This is a genomic window from Granulicella paludicola (assembly GCF_025685545.1).
GTDB classification, from domain to species: Bacteria; Acidobacteriota; Terriglobia; order Terriglobales; family Acidobacteriaceae; genus Granulicella; species Granulicella paludicola.
This window is the reverse complement of the sequence record NZ_JAGSYC010000026.1, coordinates 439,907-466,692: the sequence shown is the minus strand read 5'-3', so window position 1 is coordinate 466,692 and position 26,786 is coordinate 439,907. Positions and strand designations below refer to the sequence as shown.

Sequence of the window (26,786 nt, the reverse complement as noted above, 5' to 3'; positions counted from 1 at the left end):
AAAGCAGCGGCAAAATATCGCATGCAGTTGGAATCATTTTCCTATTGACAGTGGTATCTCCCGTGCCTAATGTCTAGGTCGCTTCCCAAGTTCAGAAGTGACCGTTTCCGGAGGAATACATGTTCGCAAGTTGCACCCCTAAAACCAACGTCCGCAGAGACGTCTCAAGCCGCACTCGTACGCTCGGCCATCTTCTCTCGCTCGTCTGTCTCTTCGCCCTCACCCTGTTCGCTTCCTCTACCGCCGCGCTTGCACAATCCGGCGGTGAAGCTGGCATCACCGGCACCGTCACAGACGGCACCGGCGCAGCCGTCCCCAAGGCGACCGTCACCGCTACCAATGACGCCACGGGCGTCGCCACGGTCCGCGAAACCTCAGGCAGCGGCCTCTACAACATCTCGCCCATCATTCCCGGCAAGTACACCGTCTCCGTCAAAGCCCCCGGCTTCCAGGAGTTTGTCCAGAAAAACCTCACTGCGAATGCCGCCAACCTCACTGGCCTCGACGTAGCCCTCACCATCGGCTCCGAGACCATGTCCGTCGAAGTGACCTCCGCTCCCCCGGCTCTTGAGACCACCAACGCCAGCCTCGCTCTCACCATGGAGAACGAGACCTACTCCAATCTTCCGATTATCGTGAACGCAGCCATGCGCGACGCCACGGCGTTCGCTGCTCTCGCTCCCGGCGTTCAGTCCGGTTCCCGCCTCCCCGTCGTTGGCGGCACCGGAAACTACCTCGGCCAGCTCTATCTCGACGGTCTCCCAGCCGAGACGATCAATCAGCAGGCTGACAACCGCGTCGTATCGCAGGCCGTCAGCGTCGATGCCATCGACCAGTTCCAGGAAGTTACCTCGACGCCTCCCGTACAGTTTTCCGGTGCTGGCGCCACAAACTTCACGGTGAAATCCGGAGGCCTCAAGTATCACGGTCAGGTCTCCGACTTCATCCGTAACACAGCCTTCGACCTCAACGGCTTCGCAAACAAGGCAACGATCGTCACCACCGCCTCGGGCAAGGCCTTCGCGCCCAAGCCGGTCGATCATCAGAACGAGTTCTCCGCCACCTTCGGCGGCCACGTTCCGGGAACCAAGCGCATCTTCTTCTTCGTTGCCTACGACCGCTTCCACAACCGCAGCGCGACTAACCCGGCGCAGTACACCATCCCCACCGCTCAGGAGCGCACCGGCGACTTCTCGCAGCTCGCCTGCCTCTCCATCACCAACGCGACCGACCAGGCCAACTGCATCTCCGCTGGCGGGCCGACCGGCAACACCGCTCAGACCTTCGGCGGTTCGACGGTGACCAACACGGCCTTCCTCTTCGATCCCACCTCGAACACCTGCGCAGGCGCCACCTGCACCCGCACAGCCTTCTCCGGGCTCAAGAACGGAACCGCGACCAACAACGTGATTCCCACCGCCTACCTTTCGCCCTTCGCTCTGGCCGCTCAGAAGTATCTGCCCGCCGTCAGCGCCACCAACACCCTCACCAACAACTACACCGGCCTCATCAACAACGGTTTCGATAACCACGCCATCGACTGGCGCGTAGACTTCGACATCACGCCGACGCAGCGCATCTCCACCATCGGCGCGATGGGTGCGGTCCACTACCTCAACAACTACGGCGCTCCCTACCTGCCCCAGCCCTACACCGGCGGTGACCTCGCAGCCATCTTCCCCAAGGTCTACGACATCGAGCACAACTGGACCATCTCCAACTCGATGGTCAACCAGCTGAAGTTCGGCTACGTCCGCTTCTTCATGAACATTCAGGACTCCACCGATGGTGTTGCAGCTTACTCGCCCACCACGCTCGGCCTCACCAATCTTCCGGCAGGACAGGCAGGACGCGAGTTCCCCGGCATGAGCTTCGCTGCCAGCAAGCAGTTTGCCACCCCGGTCACCACCTGGACCGGCAACAGCGCAGCTGTCTCCACGCAGATCACCACACCCAACAACTTCACCTTGCTGGATGACTTCCAGTACACCAAGGGCAGGCACAACATCAACGCGGGTATCACCATCCAGTGGCAGGAGATCAACAACGCCAACCCCGCAACGCAGACTGGCTTCCTCTCGCTACCTTTCACCGCGGTCTCTACGGCGCAGTTCAGCGGTACAAGCCTCCCGCAGGCCTCCGCAGCCACCACCGGCTACGCCTATGCCAGCTACCTGCTTGGCGCAGTCAGCCAGACCTCACTCTCCGTGCAGCCGCTCGCTGAAACCGGCGGTCGCTACATGCCCATCGCTCCCTTCATTCAGGACACCTGGAAGGCCACTTCGAAACTCACCGTGGATGCTGGTCTCCGCTGGGACTACCTGCCGCCGTTCCATGAAGTGCTCGATCGTTGGAGCTTCCTGAACCCCACCGAAATCAACCCTGCAACCGGAACCCCGGGCGCTTTGCAGTTCGCCGGCAACTACGGTGGAGCAGGCGTAAGCTGCGGCTGCCGCACTCCTGTCCAGACCTACTGGAAGAACTTCGGTCCCCGTCTCGGCATCACCTACTCCACCGATCCCAACACCGTCTGGCGCGCGGGCATCGGTCACGTCTTCTCGCAAGGTGGCGGTGTCGGTGGACGCGTCGGCGCTGCCAACGGAACCGGTGGCCTCGGCTTCAACACCACGGCTACCAGCCCCCTCGATGTCTTCACCGGAGCTGCTGCAGGCCCGTCTTTCTATCTGAATAACGGAGCTCAGTTCCAGGCCAACGGCAGAGCCAACACGGCGCTCTTCGCGGGCAACAGCTATCCTGCTGCCCCCGTTCCGGGAGCGGCCTCCGTCATCCTCAACACCGGTAACTACGTGGGCGGTCCTACTGCAGGCGCGGCACCCGGTTACGCCGACCCCTACTTCTCCAGCCGCGCACCTGATTTCACCTTCTTCAACGCAGGCGTGCAGCATGCCTTCACCAGCAGCCTGACCCTCGCCATCAACTATGCCGGCAACGAGAGCCACCATCTCTACAACTCCACCGTCGGTGGCGGCAATATCCGTGGCTACTGGGCCAACCAGCTCAACCCCACCTACCTCGCTGCACTGGCTGGCACAACGGCAAGCGACGGCAAAACACCCATCCTTTCCGCTCCAGCTACGGCAGCCAACATCGCCATCGCGGCGACAAAAGTTCCTGGCATCAACATTCCCAACTTCTACCAGCAATTTGCCGCCAATGGCGGTACCACCACCATCACGCAGGGCCTGGTCGCGTTCCCGCAATACTCAAGTGTGGCCGACACCTGGGGCGTCAACACGGCCAACTTCAGCTACAACTCCCTGCAGGTCACCGTCGATCAGCGCAACTGGAAGGGTCTTACCTACAACTTCAACTACACCTGGTCCAAGAACGTAGGCGACGACGGGACCTTCCGTTCTGGCTTCGATGTCCCGCAGAATGCCATCTCCGGCGGCACTCGCAGCTATCACATGGATCGCATCGAACGCTCCGACACCACGCTCAGCCAACGTCATATCATCCATGCCTACGGTGTCTACAACCTGCCGTTTGGCACGGGAAGACTCGGCGGTCAGAATGTGATCGCGCGTCAGGTCCTCGGCGGATGGCAGCTCGGCGGCATCTTCACCTTCGGTACAGGTTCGCCCCTTGCCGTCACCGCCGCTACCTGCTCCTCCCCAGGACAGGGCCAATGCATGCCTGACCTCAACGCCGCCTACACCGGCAACCCCCGCATCGGCGGCGGCTTCGGGCGTGGCTCCGACGGTCGCCGCACGGCCTGCAGCATCGGCCTTGGTACCGTGGACGGCACCCTCACCGGCACCGCCTGCAGTTCCACCACCACGGCTACCAAATACATCGACAGCAACGCCTTCTCCGCAGCAAAGAGCGTTGGCGGCGCAGCTGTCACCTCTGCCACCAATCAACTCCTGGGTAACGCCCCACGCGTCGGCCCAGACCATCTCACTGGCCCCAACTCCACTGACCTCGACATGAACATCAAGCGCACCTTCAAGATTCGCAGCGCTATGAACCTGCAGATCGAAGCGGATTGTGTGAATGTGGCGAACCACACCATCTTCTCCGCTCCTAACGTCAGCTACGGCAACGCTGCCTTCGGCACAGTCGGTGGCGTCTCCAACAAACCACGCAGCTTCCAGGTCGCCGGCCACTTCAACTTCTAACCAACCAACCCAACCCCCTCCACCCGCACCCCTTACAAGGCAAAGCCTTGTAAGGGGTGTGTTTTGTGTGTCAGGCAGATTTCAGCCAGAACGCATCACCGTCTTCCGGAAAGCCTACGCCCGCTCGACATTATCTGTCTGACTGGAATGATTTTCCTATTGACAATGTCGTGTCGCGCAACCTAGTGTCTATTTCGCAACTTAGATAGACATTTCAAGCACGCCTTTCTGGAGGAAGTACCATGACCGCAAGTTCCGCGACGAACGCCGCCGGCCGTGCAGATACCCATCGCCGCCGCCCGTTCCGCTCCACCCTCACTCTCTGGCTTGCCTGCCTGACGGCCCTCATGTTCTGCGCTGTAACCGCTTTCGCGCAAAGCGCGGGTGAAGGTGCCATTCAGGGAACCGTCACCGATCCTACGGGCGCAGTCGTCCCCAACGCCGCTGTGACCGCTACCAACGTCGCCACCGGCGTCAAGGTCTCGCACCCTACCTCGTCCAGCGGACTTTACGTCATGACGCCGCTCCTACCCGGCATCTACACCATCGACGTCAAAGCCGCAGGCTTCCAGGCCTACCGCCAGCAGAACATCCAGGTGGATGCGCTCAACAGTGTCGGCCTCAACATCACGCTCAAGATCGGCGATACGGGCGAGACCGTCGACGTCTCGACCGCTCCTCCGCAGTTGGATACCACCAACGGCACTCTCGGCGGCACGATTCAAGGCACCGAGTACATGGAACTCCCCCTGCTCGTATCCGGCAACCAGCAGCGCGATATCACGCAGTTCTCGAACCTGCAGCCCGGCGCGCAGCCCGGCACTCGTTCCTCCGTCATCGGCGGCACCGGCACCCGCCTCGGCGAACTCTATGTTGACGGCCTGCCGCTTACCAGCATCTCGCAGCAAGGCGACAATCGCCCCGTCTTCAACGTCATCCCTCTTGAAGCCATCGACCAGATCAAGGTCGTCACAAGCGGCTTCTCCGCTGAGTACCAAGGTGCAGGCCTGGAAAACTACAACCTCAAGTCCGGCACCAACAAGTATCACGGCACCGTCGCCGACTTCGTCCGTAACACCATCTTCGACACCTGGGGCTTCTCCGCTCCTTATGTGTCCTACACCAATGCTCAGGGTGTGACCGGACCTCGTAACCAGACCGGCAGTAAGCCAGCCGACCACCAGAACGAGCTCTCCATCAGCTTTGGCGGTCCTGTCCGTATCCCGCATCTCTTCGACGGCCGCGACAAGCTCTTCTTCCAGTTGACGCTGGACAAAGTCAACTCCACCGCCGCGCCTACCTATGGCAACGACACCCTGCCTACCACGCTCATGCGTGCGGGCGACTTCACTGAATTGCTGCCCAGCACCAGCCCCTATCACTCCGGTACGGCCAACATTGGCTACACCATCTACGATCCCACCACACAGACCTGCCCCACCGCCACCACCTGCACCCGCCAGCCGTTCATGGGCATGAAGAACGGCATCCCGACGCCGAACGTCATCCCTGCGTCGGAGATCTCGCCGATCGCGCAAAAGCTGCAGAGCTTCCTGCCACCCGTAGTGAACGGAAACGTTACGAACAACTATGTTGGCGGCATCCCCGGTGGATACCGCAATCTGCTCTTCTCGGGCAAGGTGGACTACGATATCTCGTCGAACCAGCGCCTCTCCGTGGCCTATGCCGATGGGCGCCGTCATGCTGTTCCGTACACCTCCGGTTCAGCTAATCTGCCGGTGCCGTACCTCGCGTCGACTCTTTCGACCGTCGCTGGCAACTTTGCCGAACTTGAACACACGATCACGATCCGCCCCAACCTGGTCAACCAGTTCAAGGTGGGTTACCAGTACTTCGGCGGACCGCCGGTCCAGAACATCACCGAGGGCAACCCGCTTTATGAGGCAACCAGCCTTGGCATCACCAACCTGCCCGCTGGCCAGGCCTCGGACGAGTTCCCCGGCGCTACCTTCGCTGGCAGCAACGCACAGACCGCTTGGGCCCAGCCAGCCATCACCAACAAGACCGTCACGCACACCTTTGATGTCGTCGATAACGTGGAGTGGGTCATCGGTCGTCATGCCCTCAACTTCGGTATCCAGCTGCAGGACCTGATGGAAAACTTCAGCTCCTTCAATAGCCCGTCTTCACCGATCACGCTGGCCTACAGCAATAACGACACCGCTCAGGTGAACGGTACCGCGTACTCTACCGCGGCTCCTGGCTATGCCTACGCGAGCTTCCTTCTGGGTGCTGTCAGCAGCACCAGTACAACCCTGCAGCCCTTTTCCGATATAGGCGACCGCTACCACCCCATCTCGCCCTACTTCCAGGACGACTTCAAGGTCACGCCCAAGCTCACCCTCAATCTCGGTCTCCGTTGGGACTACCTGCCTGGCTTCCGCGAAACTGCCGATCGCTGGTCCTTCCTCAACGCCACGCAGACCAATCCCTACACTGGAAATCTTGGATCGTTCCAGTTTGCTGGTAATTATGGCGGGCCCTCCGCAAGTTGCGGCTGCAGCACGCCGGTCAACACCTACTGGAAGAACTTTGGTCCTCGCCTCGGTTTTGCTTACTCCGTGGATGACAAGACCGTCTTCCGTGGTGGCGCAGCCATCCTCTACTCCCACGGTGGCGGCACCGGTGGCGCAGCTGCAAACGCCACAGGTCAGACTGGATTTAGCCAGCCAGTCAGCTTGCCTGCCAACACCGTGGCTGGCCCCACAGGCCTGCCGGAGTTCTATCTCAACACCAGTGGTTACAACGCGCAGCTGAATAACTCCAGGTTTGGCGGCCCCACATTCACGCTGCCGGCCATCACGCCTCCGTCGGCTACCAGTCAGCTCTCCACCGGCCTCGTCGGTAACTTCGTAAACGGCGCAGGTGCCTTCGTTCGCTCCACGGCTGGTGTCAGCTACGCCGACCCGTACTACGGCGACCGCACCCCGACCTTCTACTTCTATAACTTCGGTATTCAGCGCTCCATTACGTCGAACATCACCGTTACGGCGAACTACGCCGGTAGCATTACGCATTTCATCGCCGGCGCCTCCAACCTTCGGGGGCTTCAGTCCGGTCAGATCAATCCGAAGTACCTGGTTTTGGCTACCACCAACGCCACCACCGGCGTCAAGACGACTCTGTTGAACAATGCTGCCACTCCCGCGAACGTGGCTGCCGCACAAACCATCCTTCCCGGATGCTGCGGTGCGCCGTACGCCGGGTTTACAGCCGCAGCGCAGACCGCCGCCGGTGCTGCTTACGCCACCATCGGTCAGGGACTTAAGTGGATGCCGCAGTACTCCAGCACCGCCGATCCCTGGGGCTCCTATTCCGCAAACGCCGTTTACAACGCCTTTGAGTTCACTCTCGCCATCCGTCCCACGCATGGCCTGACGCTCAATATCAACTACACCTACAACAAGGAACTCGACGATACCGGCACGCAACGCTCGGGATACGCCATTCCTGGCTCTGCGTTGCTTAGCGGTCAGTCTTACGCCGCCAACCGCATTGACCGCTCCGTCGGCAATTTGGACCAGCCAGAAAACCTGGCGATATACGGCGTCTATAAGCTGCCGTTCGGCAAGGGAGGCATCGGCAACAACTCCCGTGCCGTTCGCTGGATCGCCGGTGGGTGGGAGGTCTCGGGCATCGGAACCTACCTCTCCGGTGTGCCGCTCTTCATCACCTCCTCCGCCTGCACCAGCAGCACCGAGCCTGGACAGGGCCAGTGCATGCCGGACGTCAACCCCAACTTCACAGGCAAGAACATTCGTGTTAACGGCAAGTGGGGACAGGGTGTAACCGCTACCACACTCGGCACCCTCAGCTATCTGAACGGTTACGTTCCGAGCACGACACCCGGGCAGGGAGTCAGCGGCACCACCGCGACGGCCTGCACGGGATCGACCGGACCGTTCTGCAACTCCGGCTACCAGATGATCGGTGACGCTCCGCGTGCGCCTTTCAACCTCCGTGCTCCAAGCAACGCCCGCATCACGGGTGGTCTGCGCCGTACCTTCGACATCACCTCGCAGGTCAAGTTCACCTTCGGCGTCGACGTCCAGAACCTCCTCAACTCCGTCACCTTCGGCGGAGGTGGAAGCGGTTCGAACGCGGGCATCGGTCAAAACATCAACACAGCCACCTTTGGAACGCTGGGCTCTGCTTCGTCAGACAGCCGCGACTTCCAGTTCTCTGGACGTATCAGCTTCTAACTTCAACTCGCACCCTCACCCAGAAAGCCCCACGCATCCGCGTGGGGCTTTCTGGTTCTACTTCGGTTTCTTACTTTCCCTCCCCACGCTCCCGCCACAGCACCTGCCGCAAGAACCCCATCCATGTCATCGCCTCGCGATGGCTCCCCCCAAGCTGCTGTGCCAGCTGCCGTACCAGCGTCTCGCTCGCATTTTGCGGATAGCGCCGCGTGTATCCCACCGCATGCATTGCATCCAGCAGCAATTGCGTCAGCCGCTCGCGATCCTCGCCCGTCGCCGCTGCTTCATGCTTCACCGGCAGCGCGCGCGCGCCCTCAAAGCCCTCGCGCGCCAGCTCATACAAACACACCGCCACCGACTGCCCCAGGTTCATTGACAGATGCCGCGCACACTCGGGCTGATACATCGGGATCGTCGTCAGCAGGTTGCAATGGCTTAGCTGCTCGTTCGTCAGCCCCGTCTTCTCCGACCCGAACAGCAGCGCCACGCGCCCATCGCCGCCCTGCAGAGCCGCGGTCATCTTCGGAGCCGTTACCCGCAGCGGTTCCACCACCTGCCGCATCTCGCGTTCGCCAATCGCCGTTGTCCCAACCACCACATGGCAGTCCGCCACAGCCTCGGCGACGCTCGCAAATAGCCTCGCGTTCTCCATCACCGTGCTCGCAGCCACGGCCGACTTCGCCTCCAGCTGCGCTGCCTCGAACGACGCTCCGTACTCATTCACCACGCGCAGGTCGCTGAACCCGAAGTCATGCATCGCCCGCGCAGCCGCGCCGATATTGCTCGGGTTCCTCGCGCCCACCAGCACCACGGTCAGCCGAGCTCTCTCTGCGCCATTCAACATCCGTCTATTCTATCGAGCGCACACGGCAGAGGGACCGTCACACTCAGCGGTCCCTCTGTCTTACCCGTTGATAGATAGCCTGCTACTTTGCCTTTGGCATCTTCTCGTTGTTGTGCTTCTCGTTGTTGATCTGCCGCGAGTTCCTGTTCTCCGCGCGGTTCGCCTGCTGCTTCTGCTGTCCAGTCAACGCTCCACCATTCGCCGTCCGCTCATTGTGGACACCTTGTGCCACGCCCGCCTGGTTCGCGTTCGTGCGGGCAGCCTCACCTGAGGTCATCTGACCCGAGCGCAGACCCTGCGCCGTCCGTGCCTGCTGGTTCGCCTCGCGGTTGTCCACCTGGTTCGGAGTGATCGTGTTGCCGTTGTGCTTCTCGTTATAGATCTGCTGGCTCGCCTTGTTCTGCTCGCCGTTGATCTGTTGCTTCTCCTGCCCGGTCAACGTGCCGCCATTCGCTGCGCGATCGTTATGCACCTGCTGATCGATGTTCGACTGCGTGCGATCCGCCCGGGCAGCCTCACCCGAGGTCATCTGTCCCGAGCGCAGTCCGTTCGAGATGCGTTGGTCCTGGTTCGCCTCGCGGTTGTTCGGGTTGTAGCTCTTGCCCGCCGTGCGGTCCTGCGCGGAGATCGGCTGCGACTGCATGTGCTGCTGCGCGACCTGGTGATACGCTGCCGGGCTCGCCGCTGCCATCGTCGCAGGGCGTCCATGGTTCACGCTCGCCAGCTGTGACCGGTCCTGCGCCGCTGCCTGGAAGTGTTGCTGCTGCATGCCCGTCGGTTCCACATGATGCTCGTTCGCTGCGGCCATCTCCTGCGCCGTTGCATGGGCCTGGTAGCCGCCGGGGCCGTTGAAGCTCGCACGGTTCACGACCGTGTTGTTGATCACGACGTTGTGCTCATACACATTCGTCACATGCACGCCGCCAAAGTTCGAGTATGCATGGTTATAGAAGAACGAGCCATGGTTCCAGTAGCCGCCCTCGAAGCCCACGCCTACATAGCCAAAGCCGTAGTTGATGCCACCGTAGTAGCCGATGTGCGGTCCCCAGTAGCCACGGTGCCAGCCATAGTAGCCACCCTCAAAACCCCAGTATCCCGGCGTCCACAGCAGGCCAGCCGAGGGTGGCTGCACCCACACACCCGGAACCCAGTAGTAGCCTGCATCGCCATAGCCCCAGTAACCGGGCGTCCAAATGTACCCCGGTGAAGGCAGCGGTGGCTGCGCGTACACCGGTAGAGCCGGAGGTGCAAAGCCTACCGAAATCCCGACGCTGATCTGCGCCTGTGCTGCAGGAACCATCGCTACAGGAACGGCCAGCGCCGCTCCCACTGTCAACATCCGAACTGCGTTCTTGAACATCATCTGATCTCTCCTGAAAATCCAGCGCTGCCGCTGTCGCATCGCCCCCGGTCTGCTCAGCAGTCGTCCGGGTACATGCCGTTTCAACACAGCTTCACGGCAGGTGTTGCTCCGCCGCAGAATCTTATCTCGTCTTTTCGCAAAGTGCTGCATTACCAACGGTTGCCCGCCGACCGCCAAACGCCCACCCATTACCCATACACTGGAACAGGAACATGGCAGATAACTTCGCACAGGTAGTCAAGGCCCAGGCCGACATCGCCCGCATCGTCGGCGAGTACATCAACCTCCGCAAGTCCGGGGCGAACTGGTCTGCGCTCTGTCCCTTCCACAAAGAAAAGTCCGGCTCCTTCTATCTCTATCCCGCCACCGCCAGCTACTACTGCTTCGGCTGCAAGGAGCATGGCGATGTCTTCACCTTCGTCATGAAGATGGAGTCCCTCAGCTTCCCTGAAGCCGTCCGCGCCGTCGCTACCAAGATGGGCATCCCGCTTCCGCAGCGCGAGTTCAACTCGCCCGAAGAAGCTCGCTCCGCTGGCCTGCGCAAGCAGCTCATCGACGCGCACGAGGCCGCCACCCAGTACTTTCAGCAGAACCTCCGCTCGCCCGAAGCCGCCCGCGCCCGCGAATACCTCTCCGCCCGCAGCGTCACGCCGGAGACCATCGAAAAGTTCCGCATCGGTTACGCTCCCGAAAGCTTCAACGACATGCGCGACCGCCTCGGCAAGTTCTTCTCCGAAGAGGTCCTCCGCGCCAGCGGCCTCTTCAGCTGGAAGGAGCAGGAAGATGGCTCACCGGGTGCCATGTATGCGCGTTTTCGTAAGCGCATCACCTTCCCCATCGCCAACGAGCAGGGCAAGCCCATCGCCTTCACCGCCCGCGCACTCGACTCCGCTGACGTCGACGCCAAGGCCGGCCCCAAATACCTCAACTCGCCCGAGACACCGCTCTACACCAAGGGCCACGTCCTCTTCAATCTCGATAAGGCGAAGTCCTCCATGCGCGAACTCGATATCGCGCTGCTGGTCGAAGGCCAGATGGACTGCATCTCCGTCTTCATGGGTGGCATTCAGAACGTCATGGCCACCAGCGGCACCGCGTTCACTGAGCATCAGGTCCGCCTGCTACAGCGCTTCACCAAACGCGTCGTGCTCAACTTCGATCCCGACCAGGCCGGTGCCGTCGCGGCAGAAAAAACCATCTCGCTGCTCGTTGAAGAAGGCTTCGAAGTCCGCGTCGTCACCCTCGATGGCGGCCTCGACCCCGACCGCTACATCAAGGAGCGCGGCATGGCGGAGTACTCCACCGCCGTCCGCAACGCCACGCGCTACGCCGACTACCTCATCGACCGCGCCCGCACGCTCTTCCCGCCGCGCACGCCTGAAGCCAAGGTCAAAGCGCTCAACTTTCTGCTGCCGCACATCCGCCGCGTTCCCAATCCCATCGCCCGCAACGACTTCGCCGAAAACGCCGCGCAGAAGCTCGGCATCGAAAGCTCCATGATGCGGCAGGAGCTCAAGCAGGCCGCCGCGCAGCGCCTCGAAAGCGTCCGCGCCCCGCAGCCCTCAGCAGTCTCCGAAGTTGAACGCATCCTGCTCCGCGCCCTCATCCTGCCGGAGGCCTCCTCTTCGCGAGCCCTCGCCGCCACACAGCTCGGCACCAACCCCGACTGGTTCGCCGAACTCGCCTCCGCGGCTGTCATGGACGTTCTCGTCAACGCCCCCGCACCCGACAATCCCTTCGAAGCCGCGCCCGACGAGTCCTCCCGCGCCCTGCTCGCCAGCGCTCTCCACGAAAGCCACGACGAAGACAGCGAAGCCTTCCTCGCAAAGGTGCAGGACGCCCTCGATGCCCTGGCGGGAAGCTACATCGAGCGCCGCCTCCGTACCCTCACCTCGCAAATCGCCGAAGCCGAACGCCGCGGCGACGAAGCCATGCGCCTTCAGCTGATGCAGGAATTCATCCGCTTGCAACGCGAACGCCAGCGCTAACCCCACCCCCACGCCTGCCCTTCCAACTCCCGCAAGGGCTTGTCATTTCGGCCGAAGCATCGCGGGCGTCATCGCAATCCGCAGGATCAACCTGAACACAACGTCATCGCACACCCCTAGACGTAGCTGTTCTCCCGCCGATACACCCTGTGGAGGAAACATCATGAACGTCGCAGCCATCAGCTCCACCACTCCCGTTACTACCGCAGCCGAACTCCCCAAGGCCGCCCCCGCTCCCTCGCCCGTAGCCACCTCACCCACAGCCACCGACACCGTCACCCTCAGCCGCGCCGCTGCCCACCCCACCACGGGCGACGTCGACCACGATGGCGACAGCCACTAGGAATTCACCCCGGCGGATGTCCAGCATCCGATTCACACCTTGGCTGCCCACGTCTCCCATCTGAGACGTGGGCTCGCCGATGTGCCCCGTTCATACGCGGCCTCATCACGGATGAGCGAAATCCCCAGCATCTACACCCTCATCCCAAAACTCCGTCATCCTGAGCGAAGCCCCTGAGCTTGTCAAAGGGGCGCAGTCGAAGGACCCGCTCCACGCCCGAGGCAGCCGCAGAACTGGTCAAGGGAACACCCTAAATATCGTCAACGCGATAGAAGCTTCCCCCATGCACCTTCTTCGCTCTTGGTCGTTGAAGCTTCAGTCGCGAACGCCAGCGCTAAAAGAGTGCAGGGAAGATCACTCCGTTCCTTTGAAACCAGATAAGCTCAACGCATGAAAATCCTGCGATGGATTTGTCTGGCGTTATTCAGTGGCGTAGGTGCAAGGGCACAGGGACCGTTGATCCCTCCGGCGTTCTACGCCGTGCAGGGCGCTCCCTTCACGCTTACCGTAGAAACGCACACGGAACCAGCAAGCCTTTCACCGTCGCGCACGCAACGAATTTTGCGTGACACCGCTGGAAGACAGCGCTATGAGCCCACTGCAATCAATGGGGTGCCCCAAAGCTCGTTGATCACCATTCTCGATCCTGTAGTCGGGCGGACGATCAAGCTCGATACGGAAGCGATGACCGCTGCTGTGTCTCTCATGACCGTAGGCCACCTCATTACCCTTGATGTGTCGCAGCCCACCTCGCTGCCTCCGCCCACATCCGCCAAAGGGCAAACGCTGCTTGGTTTAAAGCAGATCGTTGGGCTTGAGGCCTGGGGGCAGGAAACAAAGGGTCGGGAGCTGTGGCTCTCTACGCATTACCGCATGCCCCTGATGCAGGTCGTCAGGAGTGAAAGGGGCACGACGACGCAGAGCGTCTTCGCCTTTGAGGCGGCAGAACCCGATCCTGCGCTCTTTCAAATCCCTTCTGGGTTCACAGTCGTCGATGCGCTACCACCCCAGGCAAAAGCGCCGTTTGGTGGAGAAGGAGTTTCGCCGCCCCGGGTCATAAAAAGTGTTGACCCCGAGTTTTCGGAGCAGGAGCGGCGTTCCAGGCTCAACGGCACGGTTGTGGTAAGTCTTATGGTCGATGAGGCCGGTCTCCCGCAGAACGTAAAGGTTGTTCGCGGTGTCCGTCAGGATCTGGATCAAAAAGCTGTGCAGGCAGTGCAGCAATACCAGTTCAAACCAGCCATGCGGAATGGGATACCCGTAAAAGTAGATCTGACGATTGACGTAAACTTCCACATCTTCTAGTGTCGCGAGCCAGTTATTCACACTGATTGATAGAATCCCCCCATGCACCTTCGTCGCTCCCTCTGCACACTCCTGGCCCTTGCCGCCACCGCCGCGTCCGCCCAGAAGGTCTACACCGACCACGACTACGCCCAGGCGGAGCGCTGGATGTCTTACAACACCAGCGGCCTCGTGCATCACTCCATCAGCCGCCCGGACTACCTCTCCGATGGTCGCGTCTTCTTCCGCGATCCCGGCACCGACTCCACGGCCTACAAAATCGCTGACCCAGTGAAGGGAACCGTCACTCCTGCGTTCGATAACGCCAAGCTCGCCGCCGCCCTTTCGCAAGCCACTGGCAAGCCGGTTACGGCCAATCGTCTCGGCGTCCTTTACTACTACGCAGAGCCCAGCGGCTTCGCCGTCACCACGCGCACCGGCACCTTCCACTGCGACGGCATGGCCAGTAAGTGCTCCATCGATAAGCCATCGGCCGCCGCAGACGCGCCCACCGGCCGCCGCAAGCCCTCCATGAATGTCTCGCCCGACGGCAAGCTGGGCGCCTACATCCTCAACAACAATCTCTGGGTCCGCACCCTCGCCACCGGCGCTGAAAAGCAGCTCACCTTCGACGGCGCGCAGGACTTCGGCTACGCCACCGACAATGCCGGCTGGCAGCATTCCGACTCCGCCGTCGTCACGTGGTCTGCCGACGCAAAGAAGATCGCCACTTTCCAGCAGGACCAGCGCAAGACGGGCATGATGTACCTCGTGCCCATCACCAACCGGCACCCGCAGCTCGAAGCCTGGAAGTACCCCCTCGTCGGCGACAAAGACGTCACCATGATCGAGCCGGTCGTCATCGACGTCGAAGCCGCCAAGGTCACCCGCCTGAAGATCGCTCCCCTCCAGCACCGCAGCATGGAGTGCGACGACGTCTCCTGCGATGGCGACGGCCGCTGGACCGACGCCGAGTTCTCCCCCGACGACTCAAAGCTCGCCTTCGTCGCCACCTCCCGCGATCACAAGGACGAGGACGTCAAGCTCGCCGACACCGGCACCGGCGACGTCAAGCAGATCTATCACGAGCACGTCGACACCTACTACGGTTGGCAGGCCAAGATCGACTGGAAGGTCCTCTGGTCCTCCAACGAGTTCCTTTGGGCCTCCGAGCGCTCCAACTTCGCGCAGTATTACCTCTACGACCTCAACACCGGCAAGCTCAAGAACGCAGTCACCCACGGCGACGGCCCTGTGTATCAGCTTCCCTATGTCGATGAGAAGGCCCGCGTCGCCTACTTCACCGCCACAGGCAAAACCCCCGGCATCGATCCCTACTTCGAGCAGCTCTTCTCCGTCTCTCTCGACGGCAAAAACCAGACCTTGCTCACCCCCGAGCCCGCCGAGCACCAGATCACCGCCGCGCCCGACGGCTCCAGCTTCGTCGACATCTACTCCACCGCGCAGGAGCCCCGCACCGCCGTCCTCCGCGACCGCACCGGCAAGGTCATCGTCACCCTCGGCAAGCAGGACATCTCGCAGCTCGTCGCCGCTGGCTGGAAGCCCTCGTTGCCCATCAAGGTCAAAGCCCGCGACGGCAAGACCGACCTCTACGGCTTCCTTGTCCGCCCCACCAACTTCGACCCCAGCAAGAAGTATCCGCTGGTCGACTACATCTACCCCGGCCCGCAGGACGGCTCTTGCGGAGGCCCCGAAGCTCGCAGCTTCCAGGTCTCCCACGGCGATAATCAGGCCATGGCCGACCTCGGCATGGTCGTCATCTGCCTCGACGGCCAGGGCAATCCGCACCGCAGCAAGGCCTTCCACGACGCTCACGCCTCCACCCCCGCTGATATGGGCGACGACACCATCCCCGACCAGGTCTCCGGCATCAAGGACCTCGCTGCGCAATATCCGTGGATCGACCTCGACCACGTCGGCATCTGGGGCCATTCCGGCGGCGGCAACGCCACCGTCTCCGCCATGTTCCACGCGCCCGACTTCTTCAAGGTCGGCTGGTCCGAGTCCGGCAACCACGATAACCGTGACTACGAAGACGACTGGGACGAGCGCTGGGCCGGCCTCGAAACCATCTCCCCCGATGGCAAGAGCAACTACGACGCCCACGCCAACCAGAACTACGCGAAGAACCTCAAGGGCCACCTCATGCTTGTCCACGGCACCATGGACGACAACGTGCCCCCCTCTAACACCCTGCTCGTCGTCGACGCCCTCATCAAGGCCAATAAGGACTTCGACCTCATCATGGTCCCCAACGTCCACCACGGCTACGCGCAGGACACCCAGTACATCACCCGCCGCCGCTGGGACTACTTCGTCACCCACCTCCTCGGCGACACCCCACCCCACGAGTACCACATGGCCACCACCGAAGAGGTCCAGCGCAAGATGGCAGCCACCGGCCCCGACGATGAGGACGACGACGAAGACTAATCCTCACCCCAATCCCCGCAAACAGAAACGCCCGGCATCCATCGCCGGGCGTTTGCTGTTAAGTCCTCTGTAAAGTTTGTCATCCTGAGCGAAGCCGAAGGAACCCGACACACTCCACAGCACCACGATCGTTGGAGCCTTTCAGCCACAACACGACCGCGCCCAGCCGTTACTGCACAATGCTCCCATCCGCACTCGTAGCCCTGTGCGAGCCACCCGGAGGCGGCGTCGTCACCTTCCAGCCATCCGCCGTATCCGTCAGAGTCGCCGTCGCCGCGCCACTCCCTGCCAGGTCCGTCTGCACCTGAGGAAACGCCGTCTGGATCGTCCCAGCCTTCGCCCAGCTCGGAGCCCCGCTGAAGCTCCACTGGTAGTTCACCACCGTCGTTGCTCCCGGCTCTCCGCTGTTCGGCGAACTGCTCGTAATCGACTGCACCCCGCGATGCCCATAGCAGAAGTTGCCATATCCCGGCTGCGTCGTATCCGCCGTCCACGCACTCCGCCCACTGTCGCTCAGGTCGTAGTTGATCTCCTGCTTCGAGATGATGATGATCTTCTTCTCACTCGTCGACCGCACCAGCAGCCCCTGGTCCACCAGCGCCGCAAACGGAGCGTTCTGGCTATCATTGCTCGCCGCTACCTGCGTCGGAAACTTCTGCGGCGTGTCCCACAGGCACGAAGGATGCGCGCTGTACCATCCATCGATCGCGCTCTTGTAATTGATGCTGTTATCGGCCGTCTTCTTACAGCCCCCCAGAAGCAGCAACCCCGCCGCCCCAACACTCGCAATACGAAGAAAATTCATGGCTTACCTCACCCGCCATAGGATGCGCCCAGTCGTCCCCGCGTCTAGAACCAGACGCCACCCATTCCCATCTCGTCACGTTTCACTTTCACGAAATCGACATCGAACCGCTGTCATCCTGACACAACGATCATGGAGACAACGGCGGTGGCGTCTGAACGCTGCCAAGCGCCAAAGGCGTGACGTACAACATCCCAGGGCGATGCCCTGAATAAGTTACCCATCAAACCCAAGATGACTGAAAGCCCGACCCATAACTCGATGTTTCGTACGTGTCAGGCCTTCAGCCCTGACACGTACCCTCGCCCCCAAAATCCCGTCATCCTGAGCGAAGGTTGGCGCGTACTTTGCGCCAATCGCAGCCGAAGGACCCCGAGGGAGGCTATGGGAGTACAAGAGCTCGACCTTTCTGCCTACAGATTCGACTTCTCCCATTTATAGGCCGCATCCGAAGTTGAGCTAAAACGCGACCCGGCTTCCGCCCATTCCATCTCGTCACGTCCCACCCTCACATGATCGAAAGCACACCACAACGAGATGATTGATGCTTGAGTATAGGCTTGGAAATTTGCCGACTCTAAGCCGGAATGAAAACCAGCTTGCGCCTGGTATCCTGGCGCTCATACATGGCCTCTTATTTCCGATCGACCTTAGCAGAGTTCTTGGTCACTCCTGCAAGTGAGTTATTGTCCACGCTGACATTGGCCTACGCACGAGATGGTTTCTCGGAGATGAAGACAGATACTCCTCTAACCTGGTGGCAGGATTTGGAGTTATTGCACTTGGCTCTGACTCGCGTGAGCGAGTCTCGCCCCGAGGCTCTCACGTGGTGGGTACTTCTGGAGTTCTCCGTTCCACGCAAGGCTAGTCGGCTAGATGCCGTGCTTCTCGCTGGCGATGAAATCGTGGTGCTGGAATGTAAGTCAGCTAAAGCTACGAGTGAGGCGTTTCGTCAGGTCGAGACATATGCATTACTACTGCATTACTTTCATAAGCCCAGCGATCGAAAGCGGATCGTGCCTATCGTGGTAACACCACACTCCCTAGATAAGAACTCCTTAGAACAGTCTCTGCAAGAGATGCGGCAGGCGGAACTGGGTTTCGACGCGTTGCCTTCGTTTTGGATTAAGAAGACGCAGTTGGCTTCTTGGGATGCGTTGCCTGAAATTCTTCTGAGCTTAGAAGTTGCCAAACATGACCAATCGGAAGGGATTGCTTGGGATCACGGATCGTATAGACCCACTCCGACAATTATCGAAGCTGCCTTAGCGCTTCGCAGTGGGCTAAGCATTGGGGACATTGCTCAGTCGGAGGCTGCCGAGGAAGACATCGCGGCAGTCACGAGTGAAATTCAACGAATTATTGAAGAAGCAAGAATTGAAAAAAAGCAGTCAATTGTCTTCCTGACTGGCGTACCCGGATCAGGCAAGACCCTGGTCGGTCTGAGTCTCGCACACTTGGGAGAAAGGAAAGAGGACGCTATCCACTTCATGAGTGGCAACGCCCCCCTTGTGAGTGTGCTCCAGGACGTGTTCAAGAGACATGCCATGCAAAAGGGATTGCGGTCTCGCGACGCTGAAATTCAAGCCGAAACACTGATCGAAGATGTCCACCTCTTCGCCAAAGAGTACACAGAGAAAGACAAGTCGAATCCCCCCTCAAACCATGTAGTCGTCTTTGATGAGGCTCAGCGAGCTTGGAATTTGGAACAAGGACAAAGGAAGTTTGGCCGTGAAGACTCCGAACCGACCATGTTGCTAAAGATTATGGAACGTCATTCTGACTGGGCCTGTGTGATTGCGCTAGTCGGTGGTGGGCAGGAGATTAACAGCGGCGAAGCAGGGCTCGAGGAGTGGGGCAAGGCTATAGAGGCGAGCAACGCAGAATGGTCCGTGTATGCGTCTCCTGAAGTGATAAATGGCGGTACATCAACGGCTGGAAGACGACTTTTCGAACATGTATCTCAGCGGGTGGAAGTACGCACAAGCGGCATGCTACATCTCCGCACATCAAACCGCAGCTTGCGAGCAGATAACTTAGCTCGCTGGGTAAATCTCGTCCTGGAGGGGAAAGCTGAAGAAGCAGCAGCTTTGAATGTGCGTTTCCCTATCTTCCTTACAAGAAGTCTCGATGCGGCCCGACGAAAGATGAAGTTAGAAGCACTCGGCGATAGTCGGTATGGCCTTGTGGGTTCTTCTAAAGCGGAGCGGCTGCGAGCGGAAGGTCTGGAGCCAGATGGAACATTTCATGGAGCCTATCCTTGGCAGCATTGGTATCTCGCGCCGCGTGAAGATGTGCGATCAAGTTATGCCTGCGAGGTGTTTGCAACGGAGTTCGAAATTCAAGGACTGGAACTCGATTGGATTGGCGTGTGCTGGGGAGGAGACCTCGTACGACTCAACGGAGAATGGGTGCCACGCAAGTTGTGGAAGGGCGGAGTGCCGCGGTGGATTCTCACCAAGAGTGAAACAGAACAACAATATCGAAAGAACTCATATCGCGTGCTGCTAACGCGCGCACGACAAGGAATGGTTTTATTCGTACCCGCAGGCGATGTCCATGACCCGACGAGGAACACAAAGGAGATGGATGCAATTGCAGATTTCCTTTTGCGATGCGGCGCTACTCCTCTTTCATAGGGTTATCCTCGTGAATCGTTATTCTTTGCGCATAGCGTCGAACTTCCTATCAGTCCCTGGGTAGCTCAATTCAGGAACATAAAAGAGCGTGTCTACTTAGCCTAGGGCCCAATCTGAGCGCTTGTCCTTTCGCTAATCCTTCTTTCCTGGCTTTAACGATGTGTCTCCCGCGCCGCCCTCAACTTCATCCCATCACGATGTCGGCTAAAGGCCCCCTCTTCGTAAGACGACCCACCGAACCAAGGCGCGCGGGTCACTCGACTAACGAAGAGTCAGCGTCTGGCCGGGCTTTGGCAGACAGCCATCTGGCAGGGAGAACTCTATGCAACAAAAGTTCCGCAACGCCTTCCGTCGCCTCAAAACCTCCGTCGCCGACCCCGTTGGCGCGGTCTATCTCCTGCATTCGCCTCTTGGCGAGCTGCGGGTAGCCGAATTCCACTACGGCATTGAGGGATTCGTCTTCGTCACCGGCCTCGACGCCGCAGAAAAATGGAGATACGTCCTCTACTCCGACGAGCAGATCCTCGCCATGCCCCTCGAAGTGAAATGGGAGAAGAGCGAAAGAGCTCTCGGTAAAATCAGCCTCGAAGACCCCGCAGATGGCTCGGGCGACATGGACAGCGTCCCCTCCGACGCGACCAGGAGCTACGAGTTCTGATCCCTCGTTCCGCCCACATTCTTGTCAAGCCCCAAATCGTCTAACCCCTTCAATTCAAGGGGAATAGATTTGCATGTTCACTCTGTTCAATCCGCTATAATTGAAATAGAGAGAAAAAAGAAAGGCTGCACCGGCACCCGCCGCTGCAGCCTTTCTTTTTGAAACACCTCAAGTTCAGATCTAACTCTCACCCTCTCAAGACTTTGAGCCCCAAAGTACGGGGGGAGAGGGGGGTAGTTACTTCTCTGTCTTCAGAACGATGACAGTCGCGATCGGATCGAGCGGCTTCGCAGGCAGTTTTACCTCGATTCCCTCAGCGGATTGCTTGAAAGTAAGCGGCGTGTGCTTCGGATCGGCGAGCAGATACGCCGCGCTCACCTTGCGCGTCAGATGGCCGAGATGCAAAGCTCCTGTCGGCCACGCAAAAACCTCGACATACACTTTGTCCGGCGCAGTCGTAGAACGCCAGTTCCACGTCGCGATCCGACTCGGCTTTCCATCCTCGCCCTTCTTTACCGGATCAGGAATTGAAGTCGGTGTATCGAAAAGTGTCGCGCTGGTGCCATAGATAGCCTCGCCATTCACATCCAGCCAGCGGCCCATCTGCCGCAAACGCTCCACCTCAGCTGGCGGCACAATTCCATGGCTGTCGGGACCGATGTTCAGCAGGTAGTTGCCGCCTTTGCTGGAGATGTCGATCAGGTTGCGCAGCAGCGTCTCGGTTGACTTGAAGTTCGTATCGCCGGACTTATAACCCCACGTGTCGTTCATGGTCATGCAACTCTCCCAATCTTCGCCAGGAAAGCCCTGATCGGGAACATACTGCTCAGGCGTCTCGGTATCGCCCTTGTAACCGCCACCGAGGCGATTGTTCCAGATGAGCTTCGGGTGCTCGTTCAGCAGTGTGACGATCTCTGAAGCCAGCTGCGGAGTCATGTCGTCCGTCGGCGTGTCGAACCAGATCACCGCCGGATCGTAGTGGTTCAGCACCTCTCTCAGCTGCGGAATGGCCTTGGTATGCAGATAGGTGGCGAAGTCGCCGTCCTGCGCTTTGTCCCAATGGAAAGTCGGTGGCTTGTGGTCGCCGGTCTTGAGAGCCGCGCCGCCAGGAGCGGTCCAGTCCTGATCCTGCGAGTAGTAGAAACCGAGCTTGATGCCCTGCTTGTGCGCTTCGTCGGCGAGCTCGCGCAGCGGATCGCGGTGGAAAGGCGTGCCAGTGACGATGTTGAACGAGTCGGCCTTCGAGTCGAACATGGCGAAGCCGTCGTGGTGCTTGGAGGTGATGACGATGTACTTCATACCGGCAGACTTCGCAAGCGCGACGATGTCGTGTGCTGAGAAGCCTGTGGGATTGAACTGCGGCGCGAGCGCCTTGTAGTCGGCGACCGGAATGGATGCAGTGTTCATGATCCACTCGCCGACGCTGGGCACGGGCTTTCCGTCCCACACGCCGCCGGGGATGGAATAGAGGCCCCAATGGATGAACATGCCGAAGCGGGCCTCGCGCCACCACCTCATGCGGGCGTCGCGCTGCGCAGCGGTTTCGGTGTCCTGGATCGCCTTGACCGGATGGGCGGTGGAAACGTCATAGGGCTTGTCGCCCTTGAGCTGCGCGTAGGCAGCAGAGCAGAGAGTAGCGGCGAGACAGAGGGCAGTGGCGGCGCGAGGAATCATCACGCCCTTCACGATATATGAAAAATAGCTTTTGGGGATGAGAAAGAGCACGGCGCAAGCTCGGAGTGAGCAGTGGCCTTCAGGCCACTGCTCACTCCTTTGAGAATTACTTCTTTTCCGTGATCAGGGAGTTGTAGAGCTCGATGGTCTGGGCGGCAATGGCTGTCCACGAGAAATGATCTTCTACGCGTTTACGGCCTGCTTTGCCCATGGCCTTTGCCTTTTCGGGTTCGGCGAGCAGTTCCTTGATGCGGGTGGCGAGGTCCTGCGAGAACTTCTGTGGGTCTGTGGGGAAGGTCGTGGTGGGGTCGGCTTCGAAGGGGACAAGGTGGCCGGTTTCGCCTTCAACTACGACCTCAAGGATGCCGCCGGTGGCTGACGCGACGACTGGGGCACCGCAGGCCATGGCTTCCAGGTTGATGATGCCGAACGGCTCGTAAACGGAGGGGCAGCAGAAGACGGCGCAGTGCGAGTACAGCTGGATGGCCTCTTCTTTCGAGACCATCTGTTCGATCCATACGATGTTGTGGCCACGGCCAGTGGGGTCGCCGGTGGCCGCGGCGTGGCCTGGCGGGTTGTTCACGTTATCGGAAGCGACTTCGACGGCGGGCTGTTTATCGGAGGCTGCCTCTCCGGGAGCGGCGGTCACATCCACGCCGGTGAGCTTCTGAACCAGCGTGCGCATCTCCTGGGCGATCTCTGGAGTATCCGGGGCTCCGGCGCACAGAACGACTTGTGTACCAGCCGGTAGATGCGGGACGGCCTCGACAAGGTGCGTGACGCCCTTCTGGCGCGTGATGCGGCCGACAAAAAGAACGTAAGGCTTGGCGGGATCGACGCCGTACTTGGTGAGGGCATCGGTCTTTTCGGTGTACTGGTATTGATTGAGATCGATACCGTTGTAGATGACGTGGATCTTCTTTTCGTCGACGTCGGGGTAGGCCTTGAGGATGTCAGCTTTGGTGCCATTCGAGACGGCGACGATGGCGTCGGCGTCGAGGATGGCGGTTCGCTCCATCCAGGAACTGAGCGCGTAGCCGGAGCCCAACTGCTCGGCCTTCCAGGCGCGCAGGGGTTCCAGCGAGTGCGTGGTGAGGACGAAGGGGATGTTGTAGAGCTTTTTGGCGAGAAAGCCCGCCATGGCCACGTACCAGGTGTGGGTGTGGATGATGTCGAGGCGGTCGAGGCGCAGGTTTTGCAGCAGATTCAACGAGAGGGCTTCAAGCGCACCCTTGAACTTGGCCTGCGTGCCATTGGTGATGGCGGGCCAGGGGTTTTCAAAGTGGACATCGAGGTGCGGAGCGTGGACCGCAGGGGTGTTGGCGCCAGGAATGGGACCGAGCGAGTCGTGGTCGGGCGTATCGCCCCAGGCGTGGACTTCGACCTCAATCGTTTTGGCTAGCTCGCGGGAGAGGTATTCGACGTGGACGCCTGCGCCTCCGTAGACATAAGGGGGATATTCGCGGGTCATGAGGCCTACACGCATGATGGCAACTCCTTCAGGGGTTCAGATGCAGGGATGAGGATATAGGAAAGGCCGGAAGTCGGGTGGGAACAGGGAGCAGGCGAGGAAAGCGGCTCCAATGGGGCCTTACGGGTCCGAGCGGTCGGTAAGCCTATGAAAGTAAAGACATCTCGCAACATCGGCGACAAGCTGTGCGGAAGAGTGCGTCACGTTACCGCGGGAGTGTCTACTTCCGTCCGCGGGACGTTATCACGCAAGGCGCAAACGAACCGTTGATTCAGATCAAATTAAGCTAGCAAAAGTCCCAAAAAGGGTTATTCTGGCTGCACAGAATCCCCATTGAACGACGACGTAGATCTATAACACTTTGGTACTGATACCTATGAAAACTCTCTGCTCGCTCTCCAAATGCGTGTTGGTCGCTGCGGCACTTGCCACTCTGGGTGGTTGCTCGGCGACCATGGTCTTTCCGAACACGGCTGTGACCCAGCCGGACGTGCCCGTAGGAACTTTGACGGGCAGTAACTATGGCGGCCATGCGCCGATCGTCAACGCACATGTGTATGTGTTGCAGGCGGGCACCGGCGGCTACGGCACTGCGTCGAAGTCGTTGCTTGGGCCGGCGGTGGCGAATCCGGTGACAGGTGGCTATGGCACCAATCTCGATGTCTCGGGCGGTGTCACGAACAATATGTACTATGTGACGACCAATAATCAGGGAGTCTTCAACATTACCGGCGACTACAGCTGCACCCCGGGACTTCCCGTGTATATCTATGCAGCTGGAGGAACATCCTCGCAGTACCCGAATTCGCCGATCACTTCAGGTACGGTAAGCGCCGGCTCTGCCACGTTCAATGGGCCCAACCTGTTTTCTGTGGGGCAGTATGTGACCTTCTCCAGCCTCGGCGGTATCGCTGGTGCAGCCTTGGATCTTGCGACCAATGCAGCCCCCGGCTCGGGTGTAAACAATTTCACTCCGTCCTATCTGGTCACGGCCGCTACGCTCACTAGTTTTACGGTGACGGGCGCGGGTACATTCTTCTTGACCGGATCTACGGGGCCGGGAACTGCGTCCACCACGCTTCCGAACAACCCTGCGATCGCGAACATGGCTGTGCTGGGCAACTGCTCGAGTTCAGGGAACTTCAGCAATCTGTCGTACATCTACTTGAATGAGGTTTCCACGGTAGCGGCTGCCTACGCGCTGGGGGGGTTCTTCAGCAACAGCAGCACTTCGTTGCTGGCTACCGACGCAGTACATTTGAGCATCCCGGCGCAGAACGGCAATGCGGGTCCGTCGCCTGCCTGGATCGGCATTGAGAACGCGGCCAATAATGCGGGGCTGATGTACGACATCCAGGGTCTGGGACAGGTCTCCTCTTCCGGCAACGGCGAAGGGCATATTGCCAGCATTACAACTCCGAGCGGTGGCACCATCTCGCAGGCGCTGATCGACGGTATCGCGAACTCGCTGGCTGCTTGCGTGGATTCGGGCAATACGGCCACGTCTGCTTCGACACCCTGCACGTCGTTGTTGGCGGCGGCGCTGCCCTCAACAACGGGCGGAAGCTCGCCCACCCCGACGGGCACACTCCCCAAGGACACAGCGACCGCAGCTATCAATATGGCGCACAATCCGTGGATGAGCACGGCTAGCACGATCCTGAACCTGGCGACAGGCACGCAGCCGTATGTTCCCACGGTGAGCACGGCGACGGATCTTGCCGTATCCATTAGCTATCCGATCAGCGCGGGCGGTGCGCGTGGCTATAACAGTGTCGCGATCGATGCAGCGGGTGATGCCTGGGTGACGGCGTTCGATGTGGGTACCGTAACGGAGCTCTCCCCTGTGGGCAAGCAGATCTTCACCCACCAGTTCCCCAACGATGGATTGGCGCAGGAGACGCCCGGCGATGTGGCGATCGATAGCAAGGGCAGAGGTTGGGTGGCGATCCGCAACTTGAATGCTGTGCCCAATTACCTCACGGCGAATCCCCTGAATACGACCACCAACTTTTATAACGATGGCGCTTACCTGTTCGGTAGTACCGGCACGCAGGTGGCGGGCAGCCCGTTTTATGCGACGGTAAGTACCACTATAGAGGGCCCCATCGCCGACTCCATCTCTGTTGCTGTCGATGGGAATGACATTGCCTACTTCGCTAACCACCCGTATACGACCACGCAGCAGATCAGCGCTACGGGTACGCTCGGATATAAGTACGGCAGCGGCAGCATCACGCAGGACGGATTCTTCGGAGTTGCCCTGGATGCGAGTAACAACCTGTGGGCGACCACGAACCAACACGCCAACAGCGTTACATACTGGAATACCGCTGGGGGCAACGCAACGACCGCACAGAAGACGATTACGAACATCCCCGATCCGGAAGGCCTGGCGCTGGATAAGAACGGTAACGTGTGGGTTGCGAACGCGGACGACAATAATTTGTACGAGATCAAGAGCGGAGCTAGTTCGGCGGTTACGTACACGAACGGCGGGATTGAAAACGCAGTCGATGTAGTGGTGGATGGGTCTGGCCTGGTGATTGCGTCGAGCCCTGCGGGCGGAGCGAATAATCTCGGCAGCCTGGCTGTGTTCAATAGTTCGGGTTTGGCGCAGAGCAGAGCGAACGGGATCAATGGCTCGTTTGTAAGCGGCGGCGCGACGACCACGCCGATGAGCGGACCGTATAACCTGGCCATCGACAACGCAGGTGATGTTTGGGTGTCGACGAACAAGAGCGCGGTGGAGTATTTCGGGTTCGGCACGCCGGTGCTGACGCCGCTCTCGGCGGCGGTGTCGGCGGGGACGATCGCGGCCAAGCCATAACGAGTCACTGAAGCTGAGGCGAAAGCCCCGGTCCTTGCTCCTGTCGAGGGAGCGAGACCGGGGCTTTT

General features: G+C 60.1%; 14 protein-coding genes. 9 read left to right on the top strand and 5 right to left on the bottom strand.

Annotation, left to right across the window (positions count from 1 at the left end):
- The first annotated feature begins 119 nt into the window (after window positions 1-119).
- On the top strand, window positions 120-4,142 hold the full coding sequence (locus OHL14_RS17490; RefSeq protein WP_263380666.1) for a carboxypeptidase-like regulatory domain-containing protein: 4,023 nt from the start codon (window positions 120-122) through the stop codon (window positions 4,140-4,142).
- A 242-nt stretch (window positions 4,143-4,384) separates the two neighbouring features.
- A complete protein-coding gene (locus OHL14_RS17485) occupies window positions 4,385-8,365 on the top strand; it encodes a TonB-dependent receptor (RefSeq protein WP_263380665.1) in 3,981 nt (1,326 codons plus the stop codon).
- Window positions 8,366-8,435: 70 nt separating this feature from the next.
- Here the strand turns inward: OHL14_RS17485 and OHL14_RS17480 are convergent, their stop codons facing one another.
- Window positions 8,436-9,209, bottom strand: coding sequence for an RNA methyltransferase (locus OHL14_RS17480; RefSeq protein WP_263380664.1), 774 nt, complete (start codon window positions 9,207-9,209; stop codon window positions 8,436-8,438).
- 82 nt (window positions 9,210-9,291) lie between these two features.
- Window positions 9,292-10,572: a YXWGXW repeat-containing protein gene (locus OHL14_RS17475; RefSeq protein WP_263380663.1), complete on the bottom strand. Its 1,281-nt coding sequence runs from the start codon at window positions 10,570-10,572 to the stop codon at window positions 9,292-9,294.
- Window positions 10,573-10,784: 212 nt separating this feature from the next.
- Here OHL14_RS17475 and dnaG point away from each other — a divergent pair, with 212 nt between their 5' ends.
- The 4 genes from dnaG to OHL14_RS17455 all read left to right on the top strand — a co-directional run bounded on the left by dnaG (window position 10,785) and on the right by OHL14_RS17455 (window position 16,641).
- Window positions 10,785-12,560 (top strand): DNA primase, encoded by a 1,776-nt coding sequence (gene dnaG / locus OHL14_RS17470; protein ID WP_263380662.1) that lies wholly within the window; start codon window positions 10,785-10,787, stop codon window positions 12,558-12,560.
- A gap of 163 nt (window positions 12,561-12,723) precedes the next feature.
- Window positions 12,724-12,903, top strand: a complete 180-nt coding sequence (locus tag OHL14_RS17465) for a hypothetical protein (RefSeq protein ID WP_263380661.1) — start codon at window positions 12,724-12,726, stop codon at window positions 12,901-12,903.
- 390 nt (window positions 12,904-13,293) lie between these two features.
- Window positions 13,294-14,208 (top strand): energy transducer TonB, encoded by a 915-nt coding sequence (locus OHL14_RS17460; RefSeq protein ID WP_263380660.1) that lies wholly within the window; start codon window positions 13,294-13,296, stop codon window positions 14,206-14,208.
- 42 nt (window positions 14,209-14,250) lie between these two features.
- On the top strand, window positions 14,251-16,641 hold the full coding sequence (locus OHL14_RS17455) for a S9 family peptidase (RefSeq protein ID WP_263380659.1): 2,391 nt from the start codon (window positions 14,251-14,253) through the stop codon (window positions 16,639-16,641).
- 169 nt (window positions 16,642-16,810) lie between these two features.
- On the opposite strand, the gene OHL14_RS17450 is transcribed toward OHL14_RS17455, so the two are convergent.
- Window positions 16,811-17,446 (bottom strand): hypothetical protein, encoded by a 636-nt coding sequence (locus OHL14_RS17450; RefSeq protein WP_263380658.1) that lies wholly within the window; start codon window positions 17,444-17,446, stop codon window positions 16,811-16,813.
- Between the two features lie 626 nt (window positions 17,447-18,072).
- On the opposite strand from OHL14_RS17450, the gene OHL14_RS17445 reads away from it, so the two are divergent.
- Both OHL14_RS17445 and OHL14_RS17440 read left to right on the top strand, forming a co-directional pair.
- Window positions 18,073-20,085, top strand: a complete 2,013-nt coding sequence (locus OHL14_RS17445; RefSeq protein ID WP_263380657.1) for a DUF2075 domain-containing protein — start codon at window positions 18,073-18,075, stop codon at window positions 20,083-20,085.
- 322 nt (window positions 20,086-20,407) lie between these two features.
- Window positions 20,408-20,743: a hypothetical protein gene (locus OHL14_RS17440; RefSeq protein ID WP_263380656.1), complete on the top strand. Its 336-nt coding sequence runs from the start codon at window positions 20,408-20,410 to the stop codon at window positions 20,741-20,743.
- Window positions 20,744-20,980: 237 nt separating this feature from the next.
- Here the strand turns inward: OHL14_RS17440 and OHL14_RS17435 are convergent, their stop codons facing one another.
- Entirely contained in the window at window positions 20,981-22,417 is a 1,437-nt protein-coding gene (locus OHL14_RS17435) for an alpha-L-fucosidase (protein ID WP_263381146.1), read from the bottom strand.
- Window positions 22,418-22,523: 106 nt separating this feature from the next.
- Window positions 22,524-23,903 (bottom strand): glycosyltransferase family 4 protein, encoded by a 1,380-nt coding sequence (locus OHL14_RS17430; protein WP_263380655.1) that lies wholly within the window; start codon window positions 23,901-23,903, stop codon window positions 22,524-22,526.
- A gap of 361 nt (window positions 23,904-24,264) precedes the next feature.
- Between OHL14_RS17430 and OHL14_RS17425 the strand changes: the two genes are divergently transcribed.
- Complete coding sequence (locus OHL14_RS17425) at window positions 24,265-26,718, top strand: NHL repeat-containing protein (protein WP_263380654.1); 2,454 nt, start codon at window positions 24,265-24,267, stop codon at window positions 26,716-26,718.
- Window positions 26,719-26,786 lie beyond the last annotated feature (68 nt).

Bases quoted from the DNA above. Each gene is read 5' to 3' on its own strand.
- OHL14_RS17490 (WP_263380666.1), top strand. From the start codon at position 120: ATGTTCGCAAGTTGCACCCCTAAAACCAACGTCCGCAGAGACGTCTCA.
- OHL14_RS17485 (WP_263380665.1), top strand. From the start codon at position 4,385: ATGACCGCAAGTTCCGCGACGAACGCCGCCGGCCGTGCAGATACCCAT.
- OHL14_RS17480 (WP_263380664.1), bottom strand. From the start codon at position 9,209: ATGTTGAATGGCGCAGAGAGAGCTCGGCTGACCGTGGTGCTGGTGGGC.
- OHL14_RS17475 (WP_263380663.1), bottom strand. From the start codon at position 10,572: ATGATGTTCAAGAACGCAGTTCGGATGTTGACAGTGGGAGCGGCGCTG.
- dnaG (WP_263380662.1), top strand. From the start codon at position 10,785: ATGGCAGATAACTTCGCACAGGTAGTCAAGGCCCAGGCCGACATCGCC.
- OHL14_RS17465 (WP_263380661.1), top strand. From the start codon at position 12,724: ATGAACGTCGCAGCCATCAGCTCCACCACTCCCGTTACTACCGCAGCC.
- OHL14_RS17460 (WP_263380660.1), top strand. From the start codon at position 13,294: ATGAAAATCCTGCGATGGATTTGTCTGGCGTTATTCAGTGGCGTAGGT.
- OHL14_RS17455 (WP_263380659.1), top strand. From the start codon at position 14,251: ATGCACCTTCGTCGCTCCCTCTGCACACTCCTGGCCCTTGCCGCCACC.
- OHL14_RS17450 (WP_263380658.1), bottom strand. From the start codon at position 17,446: ATGAATTTTCTTCGTATTGCGAGTGTTGGGGCGGCGGGGTTGCTGCTT.
- OHL14_RS17445 (WP_263380657.1), top strand. From the start codon at position 18,073: ATGGCCTCTTATTTCCGATCGACCTTAGCAGAGTTCTTGGTCACTCCT.
- OHL14_RS17440 (WP_263380656.1), top strand. From the start codon at position 20,408: ATGCAACAAAAGTTCCGCAACGCCTTCCGTCGCCTCAAAACCTCCGTC.
- OHL14_RS17435 (WP_263381146.1), bottom strand. From the start codon at position 22,417: ATGATTCCTCGCGCCGCCACTGCCCTCTGTCTCGCCGCTACTCTCTGC.
- OHL14_RS17430 (WP_263380655.1), bottom strand. From the start codon at position 23,903: ATGCGTGTAGGCCTCATGACCCGCGAATATCCCCCTTATGTCTACGGA.
- OHL14_RS17425 (WP_263380654.1), top strand. From the start codon at position 24,265: ATGAAAACTCTCTGCTCGCTCTCCAAATGCGTGTTGGTCGCTGCGGCA.